14 protein-coding genes are annotated in these 18,510 nt (G+C 38.4%); 5 read left to right on the forward strand and 9 right to left on the reverse strand.

Annotated features, from left to right (window positions below; all coding sequences use genetic code 11):
- Window positions 1–284: 284 nt before the first annotated feature.
- Window positions 285–2,045: a hypothetical protein gene (locus tag ABJG98_RS03295; protein ID WP_348278040.1), complete on the forward strand. Its 1,761-nt coding sequence runs from the start codon at window positions 285–287 to the stop codon at window positions 2,043–2,045.
- Here the strand turns inward: ABJG98_RS03295 and ABJG98_RS03300 are convergent, their stop codons facing one another.
- From ABJG98_RS03300 to ABJG98_RS03310, 3 genes are read right to left on the reverse strand one after another with little or no spacing between them, the layout of a single operon-like run.
- Window positions 2,046–4,574: a TonB-dependent receptor gene (locus ABJG98_RS03300; protein WP_348278041.1), complete on the reverse strand. Its 2,529-nt coding sequence runs from the start codon at window positions 4,572–4,574 to the stop codon at window positions 2,046–2,048.
- Entirely contained in the window at window positions 4,574–5,494 is a 921-nt protein-coding gene (locus ABJG98_RS03305) for a FecR family protein (protein WP_348278042.1), read from the reverse strand. Before ABJG98_RS03305 ends, ABJG98_RS03300 begins: the two co-directional genes overlap by 1 nt.
- Before the next feature lie 48 nt (window positions 5,495–5,542).
- Complete coding sequence (locus ABJG98_RS03310; protein WP_348278043.1) at window positions 5,543–6,058, reverse strand: sigma-70 family RNA polymerase sigma factor; 516 nt, start codon at window positions 6,056–6,058, stop codon at window positions 5,543–5,545.
- A gap of 153 nt (window positions 6,059–6,211) precedes the next feature.
- Between ABJG98_RS03310 and ABJG98_RS03315 the strand changes: the two genes are divergently transcribed.
- The 4 genes from ABJG98_RS03315 (at window position 6,212) to ABJG98_RS03330 (ending at window position 12,620) form a co-directional block, all read left to right on the forward strand.
- Entirely contained in the window at window positions 6,212–7,363 is a 1,152-nt protein-coding gene (locus tag ABJG98_RS03315) for a hypothetical protein (protein ID WP_348278044.1), read from the forward strand.
- A gap of 68 nt (window positions 7,364–7,431) precedes the next feature.
- Entirely contained in the window at window positions 7,432–8,670 is a 1,239-nt protein-coding gene (locus tag ABJG98_RS03320; RefSeq protein WP_348278045.1) for a hypothetical protein, read from the forward strand.
- Window positions 8,671–9,031: 361 nt separating this feature from the next.
- Window positions 9,032–10,612, forward strand: coding sequence for a histidine ammonia-lyase (gene hutH, locus ABJG98_RS03325; RefSeq protein WP_348278046.1), 1,581 nt, complete (start codon window positions 9,032–9,034; stop codon window positions 10,610–10,612).
- A 10-nt stretch (window positions 10,613–10,622) separates the two neighbouring features.
- Window positions 10,623–12,620: a urocanate hydratase gene (locus ABJG98_RS03330; protein WP_348278047.1), complete on the forward strand. Its 1,998-nt coding sequence runs from the start codon at window positions 10,623–10,625 to the stop codon at window positions 12,618–12,620.
- Here ABJG98_RS03330 and ABJG98_RS03335 read toward each other — a convergent pair.
- From ABJG98_RS03335 to ABJG98_RS03360, 6 genes are read right to left on the reverse strand one after another with little or no spacing between them, the layout of a single operon-like run.
- Entirely contained in the window at window positions 12,617–13,195 is a 579-nt protein-coding gene (locus ABJG98_RS03335; RefSeq protein WP_348278048.1) for a hypothetical protein, read from the reverse strand. The two genes, ABJG98_RS03330 and ABJG98_RS03335, sit on opposite strands and share 4 nt — an antisense overlap.
- A gap of 43 nt (window positions 13,196–13,238) precedes the next feature.
- A complete protein-coding gene (locus tag ABJG98_RS03340) occupies window positions 13,239–14,309 on the reverse strand; it encodes an alanine/ornithine racemase family PLP-dependent enzyme (protein WP_348278049.1) in 1,071 nt (356 codons plus the stop codon).
- A 2-nt stretch (window positions 14,310–14,311) separates the two neighbouring features.
- Window positions 14,312–15,463 carry an alanine racemase gene (gene alr / locus ABJG98_RS03345; RefSeq protein WP_348278050.1) on the reverse strand — a complete coding sequence of 384 codons (1,152 nt, stop codon included), beginning with the start codon at window positions 15,461–15,463 and terminating at the stop codon, window positions 14,312–14,314.
- Window positions 15,456–16,592, reverse strand: coding sequence for an amidohydrolase (locus ABJG98_RS03350; protein ID WP_348278051.1), 1,137 nt, complete (start codon window positions 16,590–16,592; stop codon window positions 15,456–15,458). The genes alr and ABJG98_RS03350 overlap by 8 nt, the downstream gene beginning before the upstream one ends.
- Window positions 16,577–17,023, reverse strand: a complete 447-nt coding sequence (locus tag ABJG98_RS03355) for a GNAT family N-acetyltransferase (protein WP_348278052.1) — start codon at window positions 17,021–17,023, stop codon at window positions 16,577–16,579. Before ABJG98_RS03355 ends, ABJG98_RS03350 begins: the two co-directional genes overlap by 16 nt.
- On the reverse strand, window positions 17,020–18,450 hold the full coding sequence (locus ABJG98_RS03360) for a sodium:solute symporter family protein (RefSeq protein WP_348278053.1): 1,431 nt from the start codon (window positions 18,448–18,450) through the stop codon (window positions 17,020–17,022). Before ABJG98_RS03360 ends, ABJG98_RS03355 begins: the two co-directional genes overlap by 4 nt.
- Between the last annotated feature and the right edge of the window lie 60 nt (window positions 18,451–18,510).

Genomic DNA, 18,510 nt, shown 5'->3' on the forward strand with positions numbered 1-18,510 from the left:
GAAATAGCTGTTGATTCAGTTGACCAAGTAATTTGATAACATTGGATATATCTTTGACTGTGTCTTTAGAAGCCAATCAACTTACTATATCATTGCGGTCAAAGTCAATGAATCAGATTTGAACAAGCCAATTCTAGTTATATTAATTATTCTATTATTTGGATCTCCTTATTTTTCATTGGCTCAAATAGATACTGTTAGAATAACGAGTAATCAGCTAATAATTATCGCTGATTCAATTATACGTACCCCAAAATGATACACTATTTTATATACCTGATAGTTTGGAATATCAGGTATTAAGTAACAAATATGTTTTATCAGATGGCTTTTATGATTCAATTTATTCGGTAGCCAAACAAAGTAGAGTAACGAAGGAGTTATTCAATTTGCTCATTTCTAAGAATCAGACACAAGATCCATTTACAACAAAAGGTCCAGTAAAAAGTGAGGAGTTTTTCAGAGCCTTCGAAAATAAAACTATATCGAACATTACATATGTTTCAGTTGATTTATTTGGAGGATCTATAAACGATACAACTCAAAAGGCGCAAAGTAGAGTTGGAATAGTAAGTAATGAATTGCATAGAAATACATCATTCGAGGTAATACAACAATACCTTTTATTTAGCACTGGAGATCTTGTAGATCCTTATAAAATGGCGGATAGTGAGCGGATTATCAGGTCATTAGCTTACATAGAAGATGCTCGTATACAATTAGTTCTAGACACGGCAAACAGCGGCTCAGTACATGCGATAATTATTGTGAAAGATCGGTTTCCATGGTCTACGAATGTGGCAATAGATGATAACGATGCTCTAAGAATCGGATTTACTAATAGAAACATTCTTGGCTCAGGAAATGAATTTGGAGTTGGGTATTTATATAACAAAGAAGAACTACCTAATCATGGTTACGATGTGCATTACACTGTCAGAAACATCGAAAATATTTTTATTGATGGGACGGTTTTCGCATCCAATAATTACCTAGGGAAAAGTAAAGGCCTCACTTTCAAGAGAGATTTTATTTCACCAGAAATTAAGTATTATGGTGAAGCAACTATTGAGCATATTCAACCTATCAATGACTTGATTTTTGCAGATTCCCTTTATGAAGAGAATTTTAATATTGACAGAAAAAGCTATGACGTTTGGGGTGCCCGTTCCTTCCAAATTGGTAAGCGGAAAAACTTAAGTTTTGCGTTACGATTACAGCATGATTATTTTTCTGAAAGGCCTGCGGTTAAGGCAGATAGTAATGAAATCTATCAAAATCATCATTTTTTAATAGGAGGTATTTCGTATAGTAAAATCAATTATTTGAAAACCAAGAACATTCTTTCCTTTAACATTACAGAAGACGTTCCAGTAGGTTTCATTTATTCAATCATTGGAGGTAAAGACTGGACTGAATTTGGCGATAGAGTATATCGTGGTTTCCAGACTAGTTATTCATTCTTTAATAAACCAATTGGATATTTTCTTTTCAATCTTGAATCAGGCTATTTCACTAATGAAAATAAGAAAAATAATGAAGTTTTTCAGGTAGACGGACGCTACTTTACTCCGCTTATTGATTTAGGAGGTGCTTACTCAAGATTGTTTGCCCGATTACATTTCTTTAATGGTGATAGACTTTCAATACCACAAGCTCAAAGTCTTCAAGGTGATAACAGAATTCGAAATATTACTGGTAACCAGATTGTTGGCAATAGAATCTTTTCTTTGTCAACCGAATATGTAGTTTTTCAACCTTGGTATTTCTATGGTTTCAGGTTTGCAACATATGCCCACACAGGCATCGGGCATGTGAGTGAATCTAGAATTAGTGATCCATACAGCAGGTTGTACTACACCATGGGCGGTGGAGTAAGAATAAGGAATGAGAGTCTAGTTTTTGACACCTTTGAGTTTCGGATTTCTCTTATTCCCAATCCACCAAGCGAAGGGCAAATCTTCTTTTTCAAAATTTCATTATCGGCGCCAAAGTTTTTTGAAAGTCCTAATGTATCCAAACCTAAAGTTGTTGGGCTTGACTGATTACCAAAATATTCTAAATACCAGATTTGGAGTGATTCCAAGTGAATAGACTTGTGTATCAACCAACTCATTTTCAAGAGATGGTGTTGTTCTAAACTCTCTATTTATCAAGTTTCTTCTATTGTAAAGATTAAGAATGGAAATGCCCGCACGGTATCTGACATTGGGTTTCTTTGCTGATTTAAATTCTTTCATTGCAGCGAAATCCATTCGATGATAATCTGGAAGGTTATTCGAATTTATCGCTTCATAAAAAATACGAACAGGACCACCTGCACCGTCATCAGCTAAAGAAACATCGGTATATAACTTCCCTGTATGCCACATCCATCCCAATGATAATTCCCAATCTTTCAATTTCACAATATTTGACCATCTGATCGTGTGTTCGATACTCCAACTTCCCGGAAATGATTCTTCATTATTGATTCCACTGAATGAATTTTCAGTTCGTATGTATGCATAACTCAGCCATGCCTCATAATTTAGCCATGTTCTTTTGAATAGTACATCGGTGCCATGTATTCGACTATTACCTTCTCTGAATTCATTTGCAAGGCCATTGAGATATCCAAAAATGAGTGTTGTTACTCCATCCAATTTTTTGAGGTAAACCTCTGATTCTGCATACCAACCATTCCATTGATAATCAACTCCAAATGTGAATTGATAGCTTTTTAAGATGGGAAACCTATCTGGTGAGGCGATCGCCCAAACTTTATTTTCTAGGGATAAATCACTAACTACTGATTCTTTGATTTGACTAGATACCTGTGTCCGATATTCTCCTGAAAATGAAGCTGAAATGAATTTTGAAAGACGTTTCATCACATACAATCTAGGTTCAATAAAGGCTTCACTTAATTGATGATAATAGCTAAATCTAACCCCAGGTTGAATGGATAATATATCATTATCATAATTATACTTTACATATCCGGCATGAGTTGTAACCTTGGAGTTATCACTATCAAGTACTATGGCATAAGAAGGTGACTCTGTTTCGTAGGCGTATCGAATTTTAGTATCTGTTAAATGATAGCCCACTTTTAAATGGCTATTTCCATTAAGCTTATAGCCTCCATTTAGTTGATACATCCCCTCTTGAACAAAATTTTTCTTACTTGATTGTGTTATTGTATCCGGAATGGATTCTATAAAATCATATCTAAGAATATATCGAGAATAGCTGCTGCTAGCATCGATTGTCACTTGAGGGCCAAAAATACCTTTCCACTGAAGGTTAAGACCTTCATTTGCATGCAAAAGTTTATCATTAAAAGATTGGTTCAAAAGTTGATTTTGAGATTTAAAGTCTAACTGATTTCTATTATATATCCCATTCAATATCAGCTTGTTATACTCATTAATTTGCCAAATAGAATTATAAGCCAAGTCCGTAAAATAGAAACTGTTTTGCTCAGCATCTGTTGAAGCAACGCCTATCTTGGTATTTTGAAAAACACGATCAGATATCTGTTGATAGGTTGGTGTTTGGATTAAATCTGTGAAGGACCTTCTACCAGATAATTGGATAGAAAATTTGTCCTTTACAATTGGGACATTAATATAACTATCAGTATAAAGCATGTTCGTTCCTGCCCCACCTGATATTGATTTAGCTACTTCAGCATTGGAGGAAATATCTATGACGGAAGATATACGATCTCCATATTCAGCAGGCGTGCCATGTTTAATAAACTTCACGCTATTTGTAATATATGGATTAAATGCTGAGATCATCCCGAAAAAATGACCTTGATTATACGTCTTAATACCATTCCATAAGACCAAATTTTGATCTGGAAGGCCACCTCGAACATGTATTCCAGTGGCGGTTTCAAATGGACTGTTTACACCTGGAACCTGTTGAATGCTTTGTAAGATATCAGGCTCCGCGAGACCTGCAAGTGTTTTGAGTGTATGTGGATCTATGCGGACTGTATTTCTATTTTTGGAAATACCGGCTGTGAGGTAATCACTAACTATGATTTCCTCCAATTCTTCCACGGACTCAGCCATTCGGATTTTAATGCAATCTTTGAAATCAAGTCTTGAAACTTTCAACCTCTTAGTTGAGTAACCTACATATCTAAATGTAAGCCACGAATCAAACGGGATTGAATCCAATGTGAAGAGACCCGAATCATCAGTAAATACACCTTCTGTAGGTGAATAACTAACTGAAACACCTAATAGATAGTCTCCGCTAAAATTTGCTAATCTCCCGCACAGTGATATCAAATCGTCTGATCTATAATTTCTAACAACGAAATAATTATGCTCCACTCTTTCAAATCTGAGCCTCGCGGTGAGTTCAAGTTGTTTGAGAGCTTCATTCAGCGAATAAGTAGTATCATATTGAACAAGCTTTCCCTCGACAACCTCATCAACATACGAAAATTGAATTTCGTATCTTCCTTGTAAATCATTAAGAATTTGCTTTAAATCCAATCGGACAAGTGAATCCTGTGACCAGGAAAAAACTGGTAGGAAAATAAGTAAATACAGCAGGCGGTGGAACTTCATCAGTTTTTGCTGAGAACTATTACATTACCTTTCTTTTCATAATTAATATCTATGGGATCTAGTACGATTTTAAGTGCTAAATCCAAATCGTCATGAGGAAACGATCCGTTAAATGACAAATTTTCCATAAAACCAGCACCTTCAAAACGAACTCCATACTGATTTTTCAATTCGAGTAAAACATAGCTCATGGCCACACTTTCAAAGGAAGACTCGTTGTTTAACCATGTAGGCTTACTTTCTTTTATCACTCTTCTGATCAATCCGGTCCTTCTAGTTTTGCGAACACTCGTTTTTGGCTTTAGGATTTCTTCCTCTTCATCGCTGTTGACTTTTACGCTCCCTTCAAAACAGATGACTTGAAAGAAATCGTCCAGTTCCTGTACTGTAAACTGAGTGCCTAAAACGGAGACGTCACCACTAGTTGTATGGATGATAAACTCATTGCCTTTTTCAACTTTGAAGTACCCTTCGCCACTAAGATTCAATTCACGGTTTTCTTCCCAATCATTTGATGAAAAAGACAACGAAGAGTTAGCATTAAGTTTCACTTTAGATCCATCAGGGAGTACGACATCCATTTTCTGCCCTATCGTGGTTTGATATCTTGTGATATCTGAAATAATGTATTCACTATAAATGAAAAAACTAAGCAAGAGAATAATTGAAGCTGCAGCCGAATACATCCACAATTTTCTAGAACGTTGTTTTGTTACTGCCTTCTTAAGTTGCTGACTATTTTTGATTTCTTGTAAGATCTTTTGCGCATCAAACTTTGCTGAATCAATCAATTCAGAAGCTTCTACGATCTTTTTGAATGTGTTATAATTCTCACTTTTTCGAAAGGCTGCTAGCTCATCCTGGCTCAGTTGATTGTTGATCCATCGGCTTAAAAAAGTATCGTCTTTGAATTCACTCATATTAGTTTCTTAATTAATCAAAACGCAAAAGCATACCTAATACCCTACCTACACTTCGCCAATTTTATCTCTAAGCTTTAATAACGCCTTATGCATTGATTTTTCAATGGCCTTTACTGATACACCTGAAATCTCTGCAATCTCTTTATATGTCTTCTTTTCTACTCTATTCATCAGGAAAACCTCTCGTTGCTTTTCAGGTAGCTCTGCTATGGCATTTGTAAGCTTTTCCATAAACTCTTTTTCCAGGATAATAAATTCAGGTGATTCTTCATCTCTATCAGATTTTACAGCTCTCTCTGTGTATTTGAGATGAACTTTCTCAGATCTTTTAAGGCTTGTGCTTAAATTGATTGCCACCTTGAAAAGAAATCCTTTTGCGGTATCAAGTGTCACCTTGGCGCAATTCTTCCACAGCTTTATGAATGACTCTTGCACAACATCATCTGCTTGCTCGGCATCACCAAACTTGTAATAAATGTAGTTTCTTAATGCTTTGACGTTTGCCGAATAGAAAGAATCAAATTGATCTTCTTCACATAATGGTTTATCAAATTCAGCCATATAAAAACTAAGCTATCTGATTTTCTGGCAATGCAAAAATGAAAGGCTTCAATAAATATTAAAAATCAGGGGTAGGGTCTATCCAATAGGTCAGCGTTTCAAATCCAAACGGGGAAAATCCCTACAAAACATTTGAAACTAAAAAAAACACCCATGAGATTATTTAAATCCTATAGCATGCTTACAGTATTATTTACTGCAATGCTTATGAGTGCTTGTAACACAGATGAAAATCCGTGTCCAGGAGTCGGTCTGGAGGTCGACATTGATAGCGCAAACCTTACAGCGAATGTAATTGCTACTGGTTTAGATGACATTGCTTTCGACCTGTATGTCAATGATCAACTCATTAAATCAGTCGGGGCTGGAGAGCTTGATTCTGTAGACCTGAACTTCCAGTTTGAACCGGGAGAGTATAAAATTTGTGTAAGCGCAAGGTCAGAAAGTTGCGACCGTGAAATCGAAGGATGCGTAGAATTTAAGATTGAGAATCCGAATAGAGAAGAATGTCTAGGCCTGGAATTTAGAAGTGACATGATAGACAATTACAACTATAAATTCTTTGCCGACTTTGAAGGTATTGAGACCATTGAATATGTATGGGTTGTAGATGGTGATGTGGTGAAAGAGGAGCCACTTACGGATAACCGAACTAATTTCTTAGAATGGGATTTTGAAGCTGGTGAGCACTCGGTTTGTATCGTTGCAGAAAATGACGAGTGCGGAGAAGTAAGCTATTGTGAAGAAATAGTGATAGAAAATGATTGTGTAGAAGAAGTAGCATTTGAAGCGGAACAGGAGAATCACTACACCTATTACTTCTATGCGGACTTTGCCGCTAAAGAGCATATTAAATATAAATGGTACGTCAATGACGATCTTGTAGAAGTAGAAATTCCTGGAGAAGAAGAAACAGATCACAAACTCATCTGGCAATTTGACACTGGTACACATAATGTTTGTATAGTCTCAGATCAAGATGGATGTGAATCAGTAGAATACTGTGAAACTATTGAAATTGAAGAAGTACAATGTGTAGAGCTGAATTACACAGCAGAATTGACAGAAACAGACTCTACAGACTTCTACACATTCACGGCAGATTTTGCAGAAAAAGAGGATGTAACATACATCTGGAAGGTATTTATCAATGACGATTTTCAGCACCAGGAGGTGAGACATGCAGACAGTGGTGATGATCATCAGTTTGTATGGCATTTCGAACCTGGCGTTGAATACGAGGTTTGTCTAAAACAAGATGAATGTCAGGATAATCAAATTTGCGAAATCTTTTCAGTGGATTAAACTCACTTTCTAGGTTAGTTGATAAGGGGAACCTGCCATTCCATAGGGCGGTTCCCTATTTTTAAAGTTTGAATAGAATTAATTTTAAGTTCCGAAACATATTTATGATACCAACTGCATTGATAAAAGAACTGAAAGTTTGGAGCCTGCTCCTACTCAGTCTATCAATGCTTCTGACGCAGTCTTGTGTTTCTGAGGATGAGTTAGATCTACCCACAGAGGTTGACACTACTGGAATTTCAGAAAGCGTAGCAATTGTTTCAGTTCTACGAGCAATCGAGCACGGTTCGTTGCGGGAAGAAGGTTGCGTTCAATTCCTTTATCCTTTGAAGCTCCAATTCAATAATAACCTATCAATAACAGTTTCGGATTTTATCGGTTTGAGTGAAGTTGCCATTAATTCAACAATTGATCAGCACATCAATGCAATCCAATTCCCTTTTATTGCTACGAAAGGTGGTGTGATAAAGAATATTGAAAATGAACAGGAATTCATCAACTTACTTGATGAATGCGAGATACTCACTTTAAGAGATGAGTTCGATCCTTTTTTCACGCAATGTTTTGATTTGATTTATCCGATTACCATGTTGGATATAGATAGTAATCAAGTTGTTATTGACAGTCAAAGTGCCTACTTCAGCTTTGAATTAGAACAAGGATTCGATAAACAGCCAAAATTCAGCTATCCTATCGAATTATTGGATTATGCTTCCAATACAAACATCTCGGTTGAAACCCCTTTCGAGCTTTTTGAAATCTTTGATACTTGTGAGAAGTGTCCACAATTGTTTTTCAGAATTGACACCGTCCAGGTGAACAGATTTCTCTTTGTTGCAGACTTTGAGCAAATCAACGACATAGCTTATGATTGGTACATCAATGACGACAAGATTGAAACCGACGGAGGAGCTGCTCAAGGAGATAATAGGCTGATCGAAACCTTCGCATCCGGGGAATACGAAATATGCATCAAAACTTCCTTGCCAGAGGGAGATTGCTTTTCTGGCACTGAATATTGCCAGATTATTTCTGTAGATGCGTGCCCATTTGTTTCATATGTAACGGAGGAGATAAACAGCAATACTTTTGAATTCATTGCCAATTTTGAAGCTAAGGACCTAATTGACTTCACGTGGGCTATTTATTCTAATGATGTACTTATTTTCTCTGAATTAGAAGATAGTGGAGGTGACAACAAACTTCAATACCAGTTTAGCGCCGGCACGTATGAGGTATGCTTAGAGGCCGAAATAGAGGAATGTCCCCAAGTACTAAGGTTTTGTACTGAAGTATTGATAGAATAGACTCCTATCAAAGTAGATATCACCCTCCACACTGAGTTTACTTTCCGTACACCTTTATTCATCTCATCCTTGATGCTACCATAATATCTATTCTTAGACGGCCAGTTCATTTTAGCCGACCATATTTCTTCAAATACAATTTTGTCCAGTCTCAATCTATTTTCGCCAATTGTAAAAAAGCCCGTAACCATTCTTCATTTCAGAAGTTATAGCTGTTAATAATCCTCTTCATAAGAGATTTCTTTTATTAAGGATTAGGTTACTAAAACTCCGAATGATCAAAGGATCATTCGGTTTTTTTATTTAACCGTTATCATTCCTTTCTTTAAGCCATTAACTTTGTTGTCTTAACAACTTTACTATGGCTGCAACACCTTCAATTTTTAATTATGGCGAAGATCATCTAACTGCCGGTATAGCCCTTTCTATAGCTAAAGGAAATACCAAAGGAATACTCTCCAAAAATGCACGAGAAGCTGTCAATAAGAGTGCTGATGCAGTAAAAGTGATCGCAGATGGTGAGCAAGCTGTCTATGGAATCAATACAGGATTTGGACCATTATGTACAACACAGATTTCAAAGGCAGAGACTAACACATTACAGAAAAATTTACTGATGAGCCATGCGGTAGGCCTTGGGGAACCTATTAGAGATGAAATAGCCAAGTTGATGATGATACTCAAGGTTCATGCCTTGGCTAAAGGATTTTCAGGTGTAAAGGAAGAGACGATTGACAGAATAATTTTTCACATTGACAATAACATTATACCTCTTGTACCGGAGCAAGGCTCCGTTGGAGCTTCTGGTGATTTAGCACCACTTTCGCACCTGTTTCTTCCTTTGATTGGACTTGGAAAGGTCAAAGTCAATGGATCATTCATTGATACGGGACAGTGGCTAGAAAAAGAAGGCATAAAACAACTTGATCTTGGAGCTAAAGAAGGACTTGGTTTAATTAATGGAACCCAGTTCATTGCTGCTCATGCCATTAAAATTGTAGAACAATTGCAGAATGTCCTGGTGCACGCAGACATTTCCGGTGCCATGATGATTGAGGGCTTGTTAGCTTCTGTCAAACCATTTTCTCCAGAATTACACCAAATTAGAGCTTATAAAGGGAATGGGCATGTGGCAGCATTCATCAGTAATTTATTGGATGGATCTGAAGTGGTTCACTCCCATGCGAGTTGTGCCAGAGTGCAGGACCCCTACTCACTTCGATGCATGCCTCAGGTTCATGGTGCCTCACGTAATGCATGGCTTCATGTAAAAGAAATGCTTGAAATTGAGATCAATTCAGTTACAGATAATCCAATTGTGTTCAGTTCAGATCATACCATCAGTGGTGGTAATTTTCATGGACAGCCAATGGCCCTACCGATAGATTATGCATGCCTGGCGGCAGCTGAAATCGGTAGCATTTCAGATCGTAGAATATATCTCTCACTAGAAGGTGATACACCTGGTGTACCAAAACTCTTGTTAAGCGAAACAGGTACCAACTCTGGTTTTATGATTCCTCAATACACTACCGCCGCATTGGCCAGCGAAAACAAAGGTTTATGCTTCCCAGCAAGTGCAGATAGTATTCCAACTTCATTGGGTCAGGAAGACCATGTGAGCATGGGTTCCATTGGCGGAAGAAAGGCTTTGAAAGTAGTTGAGAACGTGGAAAAAATTATTGGAGTAGAAATATTTTGTGCAGCACAAGCATTGGATTTTCATCGACCATTAAAATCCAGCAAAATTATGGCCTCCATTCATGATCATGTAAGGACTAAAATAGCGCACATTACCAAAGATGGCGTGATGAATGAAATAATGGAAACAGCCATTGAAATGGTGAAGAATAAAGAATTAATTGACGTGGCACGAGCAGCGGCCAAAAAGTATTCAATTTCACTAGAAACTGAGTTTAGCTCAGAGTTTGACCTCTATTAATGACCACACTATGACGTTCAAGGATCATATACTATTAGGAATACCTACCGATCTTCCATTGAAGAAAGCTCTAAACGGCGGAGCAAACCGAGCTCCAAAACGTAAAGACATTCTTACACGGGAAGAAAAAAAACTCGCCATAAGAAATGCATTGCGCTACTTCCCTGCCCATTGGCATGCAGAACTTGCGAATGAATTTGCTCAGGAATTAAACAATTTTGGTAGGATCTATATGTATAGATTCATGCCAGAATATAAAATGTATGCCCGACCAATAGATGAATATCCTGCAAAGTCAAGACAAGCAGCATCTATAATGTTGATGATTCAGAATAATCTTGATCCCGCAGTAGCACAACATCCGGAAGAGCTAATCACCTATGGTGGCAATGGTGCTGTATTTCAAAACTGGGCACAATACCTGCTCACGATGCAGTACCTGGCTACAATGACCGATGAACAAACACTCCATATGTATTCCGGGCATCCAATGGGGTTATTTCCATCGCATAAAGAAGCGCCCAGGGTGGTCGTTACCAATGGTATGATGATATCCAATTATTCTCAACCAGATGATTGGGAAAAATTCAATGCCTTAGGTGTTACGCAATATGGTCAGATGACTGCAGGATCGTACATGTACATTGGTCCTCAGGGCATAGTCCATGGGACAACAATCACTGTAATGAATGCTTTTAGAAAGAAACTCGGATCTGGCTCTCCTGCTGGAAAAATCTTTCTTACAGCAGGCTTAGGTGGCATGAGCGGTGCACAACCTAAGGCCGGAAATATTGCCGGATGCATTACTATTTGCGCTGAAGTGAATCCAAATGCAGCTTATAAACGGCACGAACAAGGCTGGGTAGATGAAATCATAGACGACATTAATGAGCTCATTGTACGAGTGAAGCAAGCCAAAGTGAAGAACGAAGTTGTTTCGATCGCTTTCGTGGGTAACGTTGTAGATGTTTGGGAACAGTTTTACGACCATGACATATTGATCGAACTTGGCTCCGACCAAACATCTTTACACAACCCATGGTCAGGTGGGTACTATCCGGTAGACCTTGGTTTTGACGAATCCAATGATATGATACGTAATAAACCTGAAGCGTTTAAGCTTAAAGTACAAGAGTCATTGAGAAGGCATGCAGCGGCAGTAAACAAGCATGCCGAGCGCGGAACCTACTTTTTTGATTATGGAAATGCATTTCTTTTGGAGGCTTCAAGAGCTGGTGGTGATGTAATGGCACAAAATGGCATAGATTTCAAGTATCCTTCCTATGTTCAGGACATACTCGGCCCTATGTGTTTCGATTATGGTTTTGGTCCGTTTAGATGGGTTTGTACATCTTGTGATGCTGATGATCTAAGAAAGTCTGATCAACTAGCACTGAAGGTGATGAATGAAATCAAAGATCAATCTCCACCAGAAATTCAGCAACAAATGATGGACAACATTCGCTGGATAGAAGAAGCTGAGAAGAATCAGTTGGTAGTAGGTTCCAAGGCCCGGATACTTTATGCTGATGCAGAAGGTAGATCTAAGATTGCTGAAGCTTTCAATAAAGCCATTAGATCAGGGGATATCTCAGCTCCCATTGTATTAGGCCGGGACCATCACGACGTAAGCGGTACCGATTCTCCATATCGTGAGACGAGCAATATCTATGATGGAAGCAGATTCACGGCGGATATGGCTATTCAAAATGTTATTGGTGATAGCTTCCGAGGTGCAACTTGGGTTTCGATACATAATGGTGGTGGTGTTGGCTGGGGTGAAGTAATTAATGGAGGTTTTGGAATGTTGTTAGATGGTTCTGACGCTGCTTATAGAAGGTTGAAAGCTATGCTTTTTTATGATGTGAACAATGGGATTGCACGTAGAAGCTGGGCAAGAAATGAGGAAGCACTTTTTGCAATCAGGCGCGAAATGGATCGAACTCCAAGTTTGAAAGTGACGCTTCCCAACTTAGTAGATGATTCTATTATCGACGGCCTGAACTAGATTTCAGCGTGCGGTTCAGAATCCCAATTTCCAAAAATCCAATTGCCCGGCAGTGTTGGGTCACTCGATGCAAAGAACTCCTCCACTGCAGTCATTAAATCATACCTTGAAAGTCTATAGCTCTGAGTCTTATCAAGGAGGCTAAATGCTTTGTCACAATAGGTTCTATCTATTCCAAAAGTATCGTAGAAGTCTTCGTATTCTTTTTTGGAGATAAATCCATCTCTATTCTGATCGAAGAAATCAAACATGAAGTTGAAAATCAGCTCTTTATAGTCGTCCAAAGTATCTTCATCTCCCGATAAAATCACTTTCTTAAGAAAAAAATCAACCCATTCTCTTTCAGTTACCTGATTGAAAGAAAATGGTTTGATATCCTTTACAAGAGAATTGAAAAGCTTGACTGCTTTGTCAGTAATTCTTTTATGTTCTTTGCTATTTGGCTCGTAATTCAGTCTTATGCGCACCTTTTCGACCATCTCAGTGAGATCATCCATTTGAAGACAACTATTGCTATTCAAATCTAAAATGCGAAAAAAGTAGCCAAGCTTTTTTCTTTGGAATTCTGCAGACATATTGGGTGATTTGCCGCAAAAGTAGGAAAGTTCATGCTAATAGTTAGACAACTCGCTTTTCGATATAATCTGAGTTGAAAATACTTAAGGCTCCCATGTATTTCAATTTGAATGAAATCAGATCTCCTACCTTATATTTTTGGCTGGAATCGCCCAAGTCAACTATTAGCATATCAGAGCTTGCGCCCGTTATTTCTATGGAATCATCTTCAGGCATTAAAAAATCCTCCGATACATCCAAAAGTCCAATGTCTAGTATGGCTCTATAGGACGTCTTACCATAATCCGCTTGATTGATTTCGAATACCTCTCCAGAAGGGTTGGCATCCATAAATCCAATAGGTACTTTAGGTTTTTCAGTAATTTCAATAATTTCCGAATGCAACCTAAAGACATCACTTTCCATTCCGGGTACAGTCTCTTGGGTGAATAGGTCGAGACCGAAGAATAACATTTCTCCAATCCTGAAATGATTAATCCCATCTGGTATTTGCTTCTTAAATAACAGTGGAACCACTACTGAGGTGCCTCCGGAAACCCATGGTATTTTCTTATTGAATTTAGCTTCTATAAGTTGCTCGTATAGAGAGAGTTGTATTAGTTTATCTTCAGAAGGCATCACACCATATAGACAATTCAAATTTGACCCAATTCCAGTGACCACAATGTTTGGAAGGTTAAATACTGATTCATAAAAATCCATCAAATGATCACCCATCACGCCTTCCCTCAAATCCCCCAACTCGATCATTATAATGACCTTATGCATCTTGTTTTGTTTCACAGCTTCATCTGATATCCATTTGATGGTTTTGTATTCTGTGTTGAAACTGGCATCTGCATACTTAACGAGACGGTGGATACTTCTCTTAGCCGGCGGCTTTATGTAAACTGTCTGCACCTCAGGTGCAATTTTCTTTACTACTTCTAAATTACTAATCCGTGAATCGCAAATTTCTTTAGCACCAAGGTTTACAACTTCTTGCAAATACTTTTCATTACCACACAGCAGCTTCGAAACCACAGCCCATTCGATTCCATTTTCCTTGAATAAGTCATCCAAGAACTGATAGTTCCGCTTCAACTTGTCTTTATATAGTTCTATAAATGCCATTGCTAGTTTATTAAACGGGGAATTTTAGCTGGCAATCTTGTGAGCAACTCATAGTTAAGCTGATCACTCAATTCGCCAAATGACGCTACACTAATCTCTACATCACCGTCCCGACCAATCAGCGTAACAACATCACCTTTTTTCGCATGCTCAATTTCAGAAACATCAACCGCCATATTGTTCATATTCACCATTCCTAACACTGATGTTCTAACGCCATTGATTGAAACCCGACCCGTATTGCTTAGCGATCTACTAAATCCATGTGAATAACCGATCGGAACAATAGCTATTTTCATATCTCGCTGGGCCAAAAAGGTTGTGCCATATCCAACAAACTCACCCATTTCTATTTGTTTTACACTCATTATTGTGCTTTTCCAGCTAATCAATCTCCTCAATGGTTCTGACTTGTCCTCTCTACTCTTAAGGTGTTCAATTAAGATTTCTGTACTCGGCCAAAAGCCGTATTGAAGAATGCCTATGCGAACCATATCACCATGCATTTCTGGAAATCGAATGGATGCTGCCGAACAACATGTATGCTCCATTTTAGCCTTAACACCACTCTTTTCCAACAATTGCTTTAGCTCCACGAACTTGATCTTTTGCTCCTGAACTCTGTAATAGTTGGCAATGCTTTCTGCACCAGCAAAATGGGTGCAAATACCTTCAATCTCAATGGATTGCTCGTGTTCAATTAACATTGGGATCAATCTCAGAACCTCGTCGTGATCAAAACCGGTTCTGTTCATACCTGTTTCCAATTCAATATGAATAAGTGCCTTTTTATCTAGCTCATTAGCAGCGTAAAAAGCAGCTTCGAGCCTGTCAAACTCAAAGACAAAGAAGGAGATGTTATTTTCTATTGCCCATTCAATATCTTCATTAGAGATATAGCCCATGATCATGATTTCCGTATCATCATTTTGCTTGGTTTCTAACACCTCCTTGGCCTCATCTGCGCTGTGTACAGAAAAATGATCAACTCCATATGACTCTGCCATTGGTACAAAGTCACGAATTCCATGACCATATGCATTGCCTTTTACAACGGAAGATATACGTGTACCTTTCTTTATAAGACGCTGTATAAAAACCAGATTATTCTCAAAAGCCTTACTATTTAATTCTATGTATGACGGACTATTCATTTATGGCTTTTTCAACAATTACTGTAAACATTTTAATCCCAGTTTCGGTAATCTCATCTGGATAATCATAATCAGGATTATGTAGGGCTGGACAATTTTCGCCTGAACCAATGCCAAACATGGCTCCAGGGAATTTCTGAGTAAACAATCCGAAATCCTCTCCCCATTTAAAAGGCCAGGTTCGCTCCTCGCTATTCAACAGATTAGCAGCGATTGCTTCCTTTATTATCTTTACTGCCTTGCTGTCATTCCTATTCGACTCGAACGCTTCTGTCCAGCTAATACTTGCCTGAATATCATACTTTGCGGCTATTGCATCAATTCTTACCATTATCCTGTTGGTCAGTTCTTCCATTATTTCATTGCTCCATGTCCGTAATGTATAGTGAACTTCTCCATGTCCAGCAGAGACTCCATAGGAGAGTTCTCCCATGTTTATAAATATTGGCGTTGTTAGCGCAAAATCATCACGCTTCCAATCAGGCTGCGCTTCTTCTTCAAACATTGTTACGAGTTCAGAGATCGTCATTGCGGGATTTATTCCCTTTTCTGGCTCGGCAGCATGAGAAGTTTTCCCGTCTAGTTTGATGATGATACTCTTAGCCGCTGAGGTGAAGCTATCTTCTTTCACCACTACCTCATGAAGAGGATAACCGGGTAAATTATGTAGTGCAAAGACTAAATCAGGATTGAAGTTGAATTGTTTATCAGCAAGGACGGCCTTTGCTCCTTCTCCATTCTCTTCTGCTGGCTGAAATATTAGAATTAAGCGTCCCTGTGATAGTGGGTTGTGTTTGAAATAATCAGCTACACCACACATTATAGCTGTGTGTCCATCATGACCACATTTATGTGACACTCCATCCTTTTTGGATTTATGTTCAAAATCATTAATCTCATGAATAGGAAGCGCATCATGATCTGACCTGAGCATGATTGTTTTTCCTTTACGACTGGTGTTAAAGTCTACATACACGCCTGTACCTCCGATTTTCCTTCCTTCAACACCTATTTTATTAAGGAATTCAATAATTCTTCGTTGCGTCTCAGTTTCATTTTGGGACACTTCAGGATTTTGATGTAGTTCTCTTCTAAAAGTTGTTAGGTCATCTATCATGATCTCTTCCATCTCATTTCTAAATATTTGTTTGTGAAGCCTAATTTTTCATACAGTCCTTTTGCAGGATTGTTTGGTTCCACATGGAGGGCTATGTCACCTACTGTTTCTTTAAATGCTCTTTCCATGAGTTGCCGTCCTATACCTTTTCCACGATAGTCAGAATGTGTTGCTATGTAGACAAGAATATTTTCAGGTATGTAACCGGCCATTCCGGTTTTATTGATAATGGTAGCTCCCACGATATTATCGTCATCCCAAGCTGAAAGGATAAGACCTCCTGGATGTTTTCCGGCGTTTAAAGCATATTCGATGCAGTTCCTGATGTCTTCCTTCGGGTCACCAAATTCATCAAGGAATCTATGTAGAAAACTCACTATTTCCTCTTTTTCGTATAAGCCTACCGTCTGTGCAGGTGCGTATTTCTTAATGGAGATATTCATTTTTGTTGAGATTTAATTAGTCCGGTACATATATAAAAGCATGCAGCAACAGATATTCCAAATAAGTTGGGATCCAGCCCAAACCATTTGATTTCAAACAAAGTAAGTAAGGTAGTGGTGGTACCGCCGAAAGTCATTGCCAATAGCGCTCCCAGCCTCGTTGCATGCTTCCAATAAAAAGCCCCGATTATAGGTACAAGTAATCCTGAAACCATAAAAGCATATGAAAAAAGCATGGCTTCCAATACGTTTTCCAAAGACAATGCGATCACCAGTGAAATGATTCCAAGGCTAAGTGTTGCAATTTGTGAAGCACGTAAAGATTTTTTATCCATTTCGAAATTGCCTTCAGGCTGGAACCGAAGTATGTCGGTTAGAAATGATCCTGATGAGGCCATTAGGCAACTATCCGCCGTGGACATTACAGCTGAGAAATACGCAGCTAACACCAATCCCATCAATCCATGCGGGAGTACTGTACGAAGCAAAATTGGTAGACCAAGCTCCGGATCTATACTGGCAGAAGCCGCAAATCCTATAGATTCAAACAGTCCTTGATCAAAGGCAACTCTTGCAAAAAGTCCAAGTATAACACCTAGGAATGCCATAACGGGCCACTCAAAAAGTCCAGCAATAAGCCATGCTTTTTTTGCTTGTTTCTCACCTCTGCTGGCGAAAATTCTCTGATATAGCGTCATACCTACGAACCATATGGGAATAATAGTGACAGACCAGTTAACTAAATCATGCCACGTGAGGTTTGTTAGGGTCAATAGATCCTTATTTAAAATATTGTCGAGTGCGTTCCAGCCACCAATAGCTTTAAAGCCAAATGGAATGCCCGCAAATAATAACCCTGCCATCAAAATAATCCACTGGAAGGTGTCTGTATAAATGACTGCTTTCAAACCACCTAAAATTGTATAACCAATAGCCACCAATCCCATAAGCAAGACTGCATACTCAAAGGAGAAGTTGGCGAATGTGCCCGATGCTAGTTTAGCACCAGCAATTATCTGAGAACTGGTAAACCCGAGATAACCAATAGTGGTGATTATGCCGGCAAGGATTGCCACATGTTTACCATAAAAATATTCAAATATTTGAGGAAGCGTTGTAAGCTTCCGTATACCAGGCAGTTGATATACCTTGGGAATCAGGAGAACAGCGGCCATCCATGCACCTATTAACCCAGTAAATAATAACCAAGACCCTGAAAGTCCTATAGTAAATCCTAAACCACCTAATCCTATAGAAAATCCACCACCAACATCTGTCGCAACTACTGAAAGTCCAATGTGCCAGCTAGAAACATTTCTTCCAGCAACATAATAGTCATCGCTGGTTTTATTTTTTCGATAGAAATAAAGTCCTACCGCGAAAACTAAAACAATATAAATGGCAAATATTGCTATATCAAAAATCACAGACCACTCCTTTCGCTAGGAATATGTACCGATTGCTGTATTGTGATCTTTTGGTTCTTG

Source organism: Ekhidna sp., from assembly GCF_039960695.1.
Taxonomy (GTDB): domain Bacteria; phylum Bacteroidota; class Bacteroidia; order Cytophagales; family Cyclobacteriaceae; genus Ekhidna.

Coding starts and splice junctions, on each gene's coding strand:
- ABJG98_RS03310 (WP_348278043.1), bottom strand. CDS start 6,058: ATGGCTGAATTTGATAAACCATTATGTGAAGAAGATCAATTTGATTCT.
- ABJG98_RS03350 (WP_348278051.1), bottom strand. CDS start 16,592: ATGGAAGAGATCATGATAGATGACCTAACAACTTTTAGAAGAGAACTA.
- hutH (WP_348278046.1), top strand. CDS start 9,032: ATGGCTGCAACACCTTCAATTTTTAATTATGGCGAAGATCATCTAACT.
- ABJG98_RS03330 (WP_348278047.1), top strand. CDS start 10,623: ATGACGTTCAAGGATCATATACTATTAGGAATACCTACCGATCTTCCA.
- ABJG98_RS03335 (WP_348278048.1), bottom strand. CDS start 13,195: ATGTCTGCAGAATTCCAAAGAAAAAAGCTTGGCTACTTTTTTCGCATT.
- ABJG98_RS03340 (WP_348278049.1), bottom strand. CDS start 14,309: ATGGCATTTATAGAACTATATAAAGACAAGTTGAAGCGGAACTATCAG.
- ABJG98_RS03355 (WP_348278052.1), bottom strand. CDS start 17,023: ATGAATATCTCCATTAAGAAATACGCACCTGCACAGACGGTAGGCTTA.
- ABJG98_RS03300 (WP_348278041.1), bottom strand. CDS start 4,574: ATGAAGTTCCACCGCCTGCTGTATTTACTTATTTTCCTACCAGTTTTT.
- ABJG98_RS03315 (WP_348278044.1), top strand. CDS start 6,212: ATGAGATTATTTAAATCCTATAGCATGCTTACAGTATTATTTACTGCA.
- alr (WP_348278050.1), bottom strand. CDS start 15,463: ATGAATAGTCCGTCATACATAGAATTAAATAGTAAGGCTTTTGAGAAT.
- ABJG98_RS03305 (WP_348278042.1), bottom strand. CDS start 5,494: ATGAGTGAATTCAAAGACGATACTTTTTTAAGCCGATGGATCAACAAT.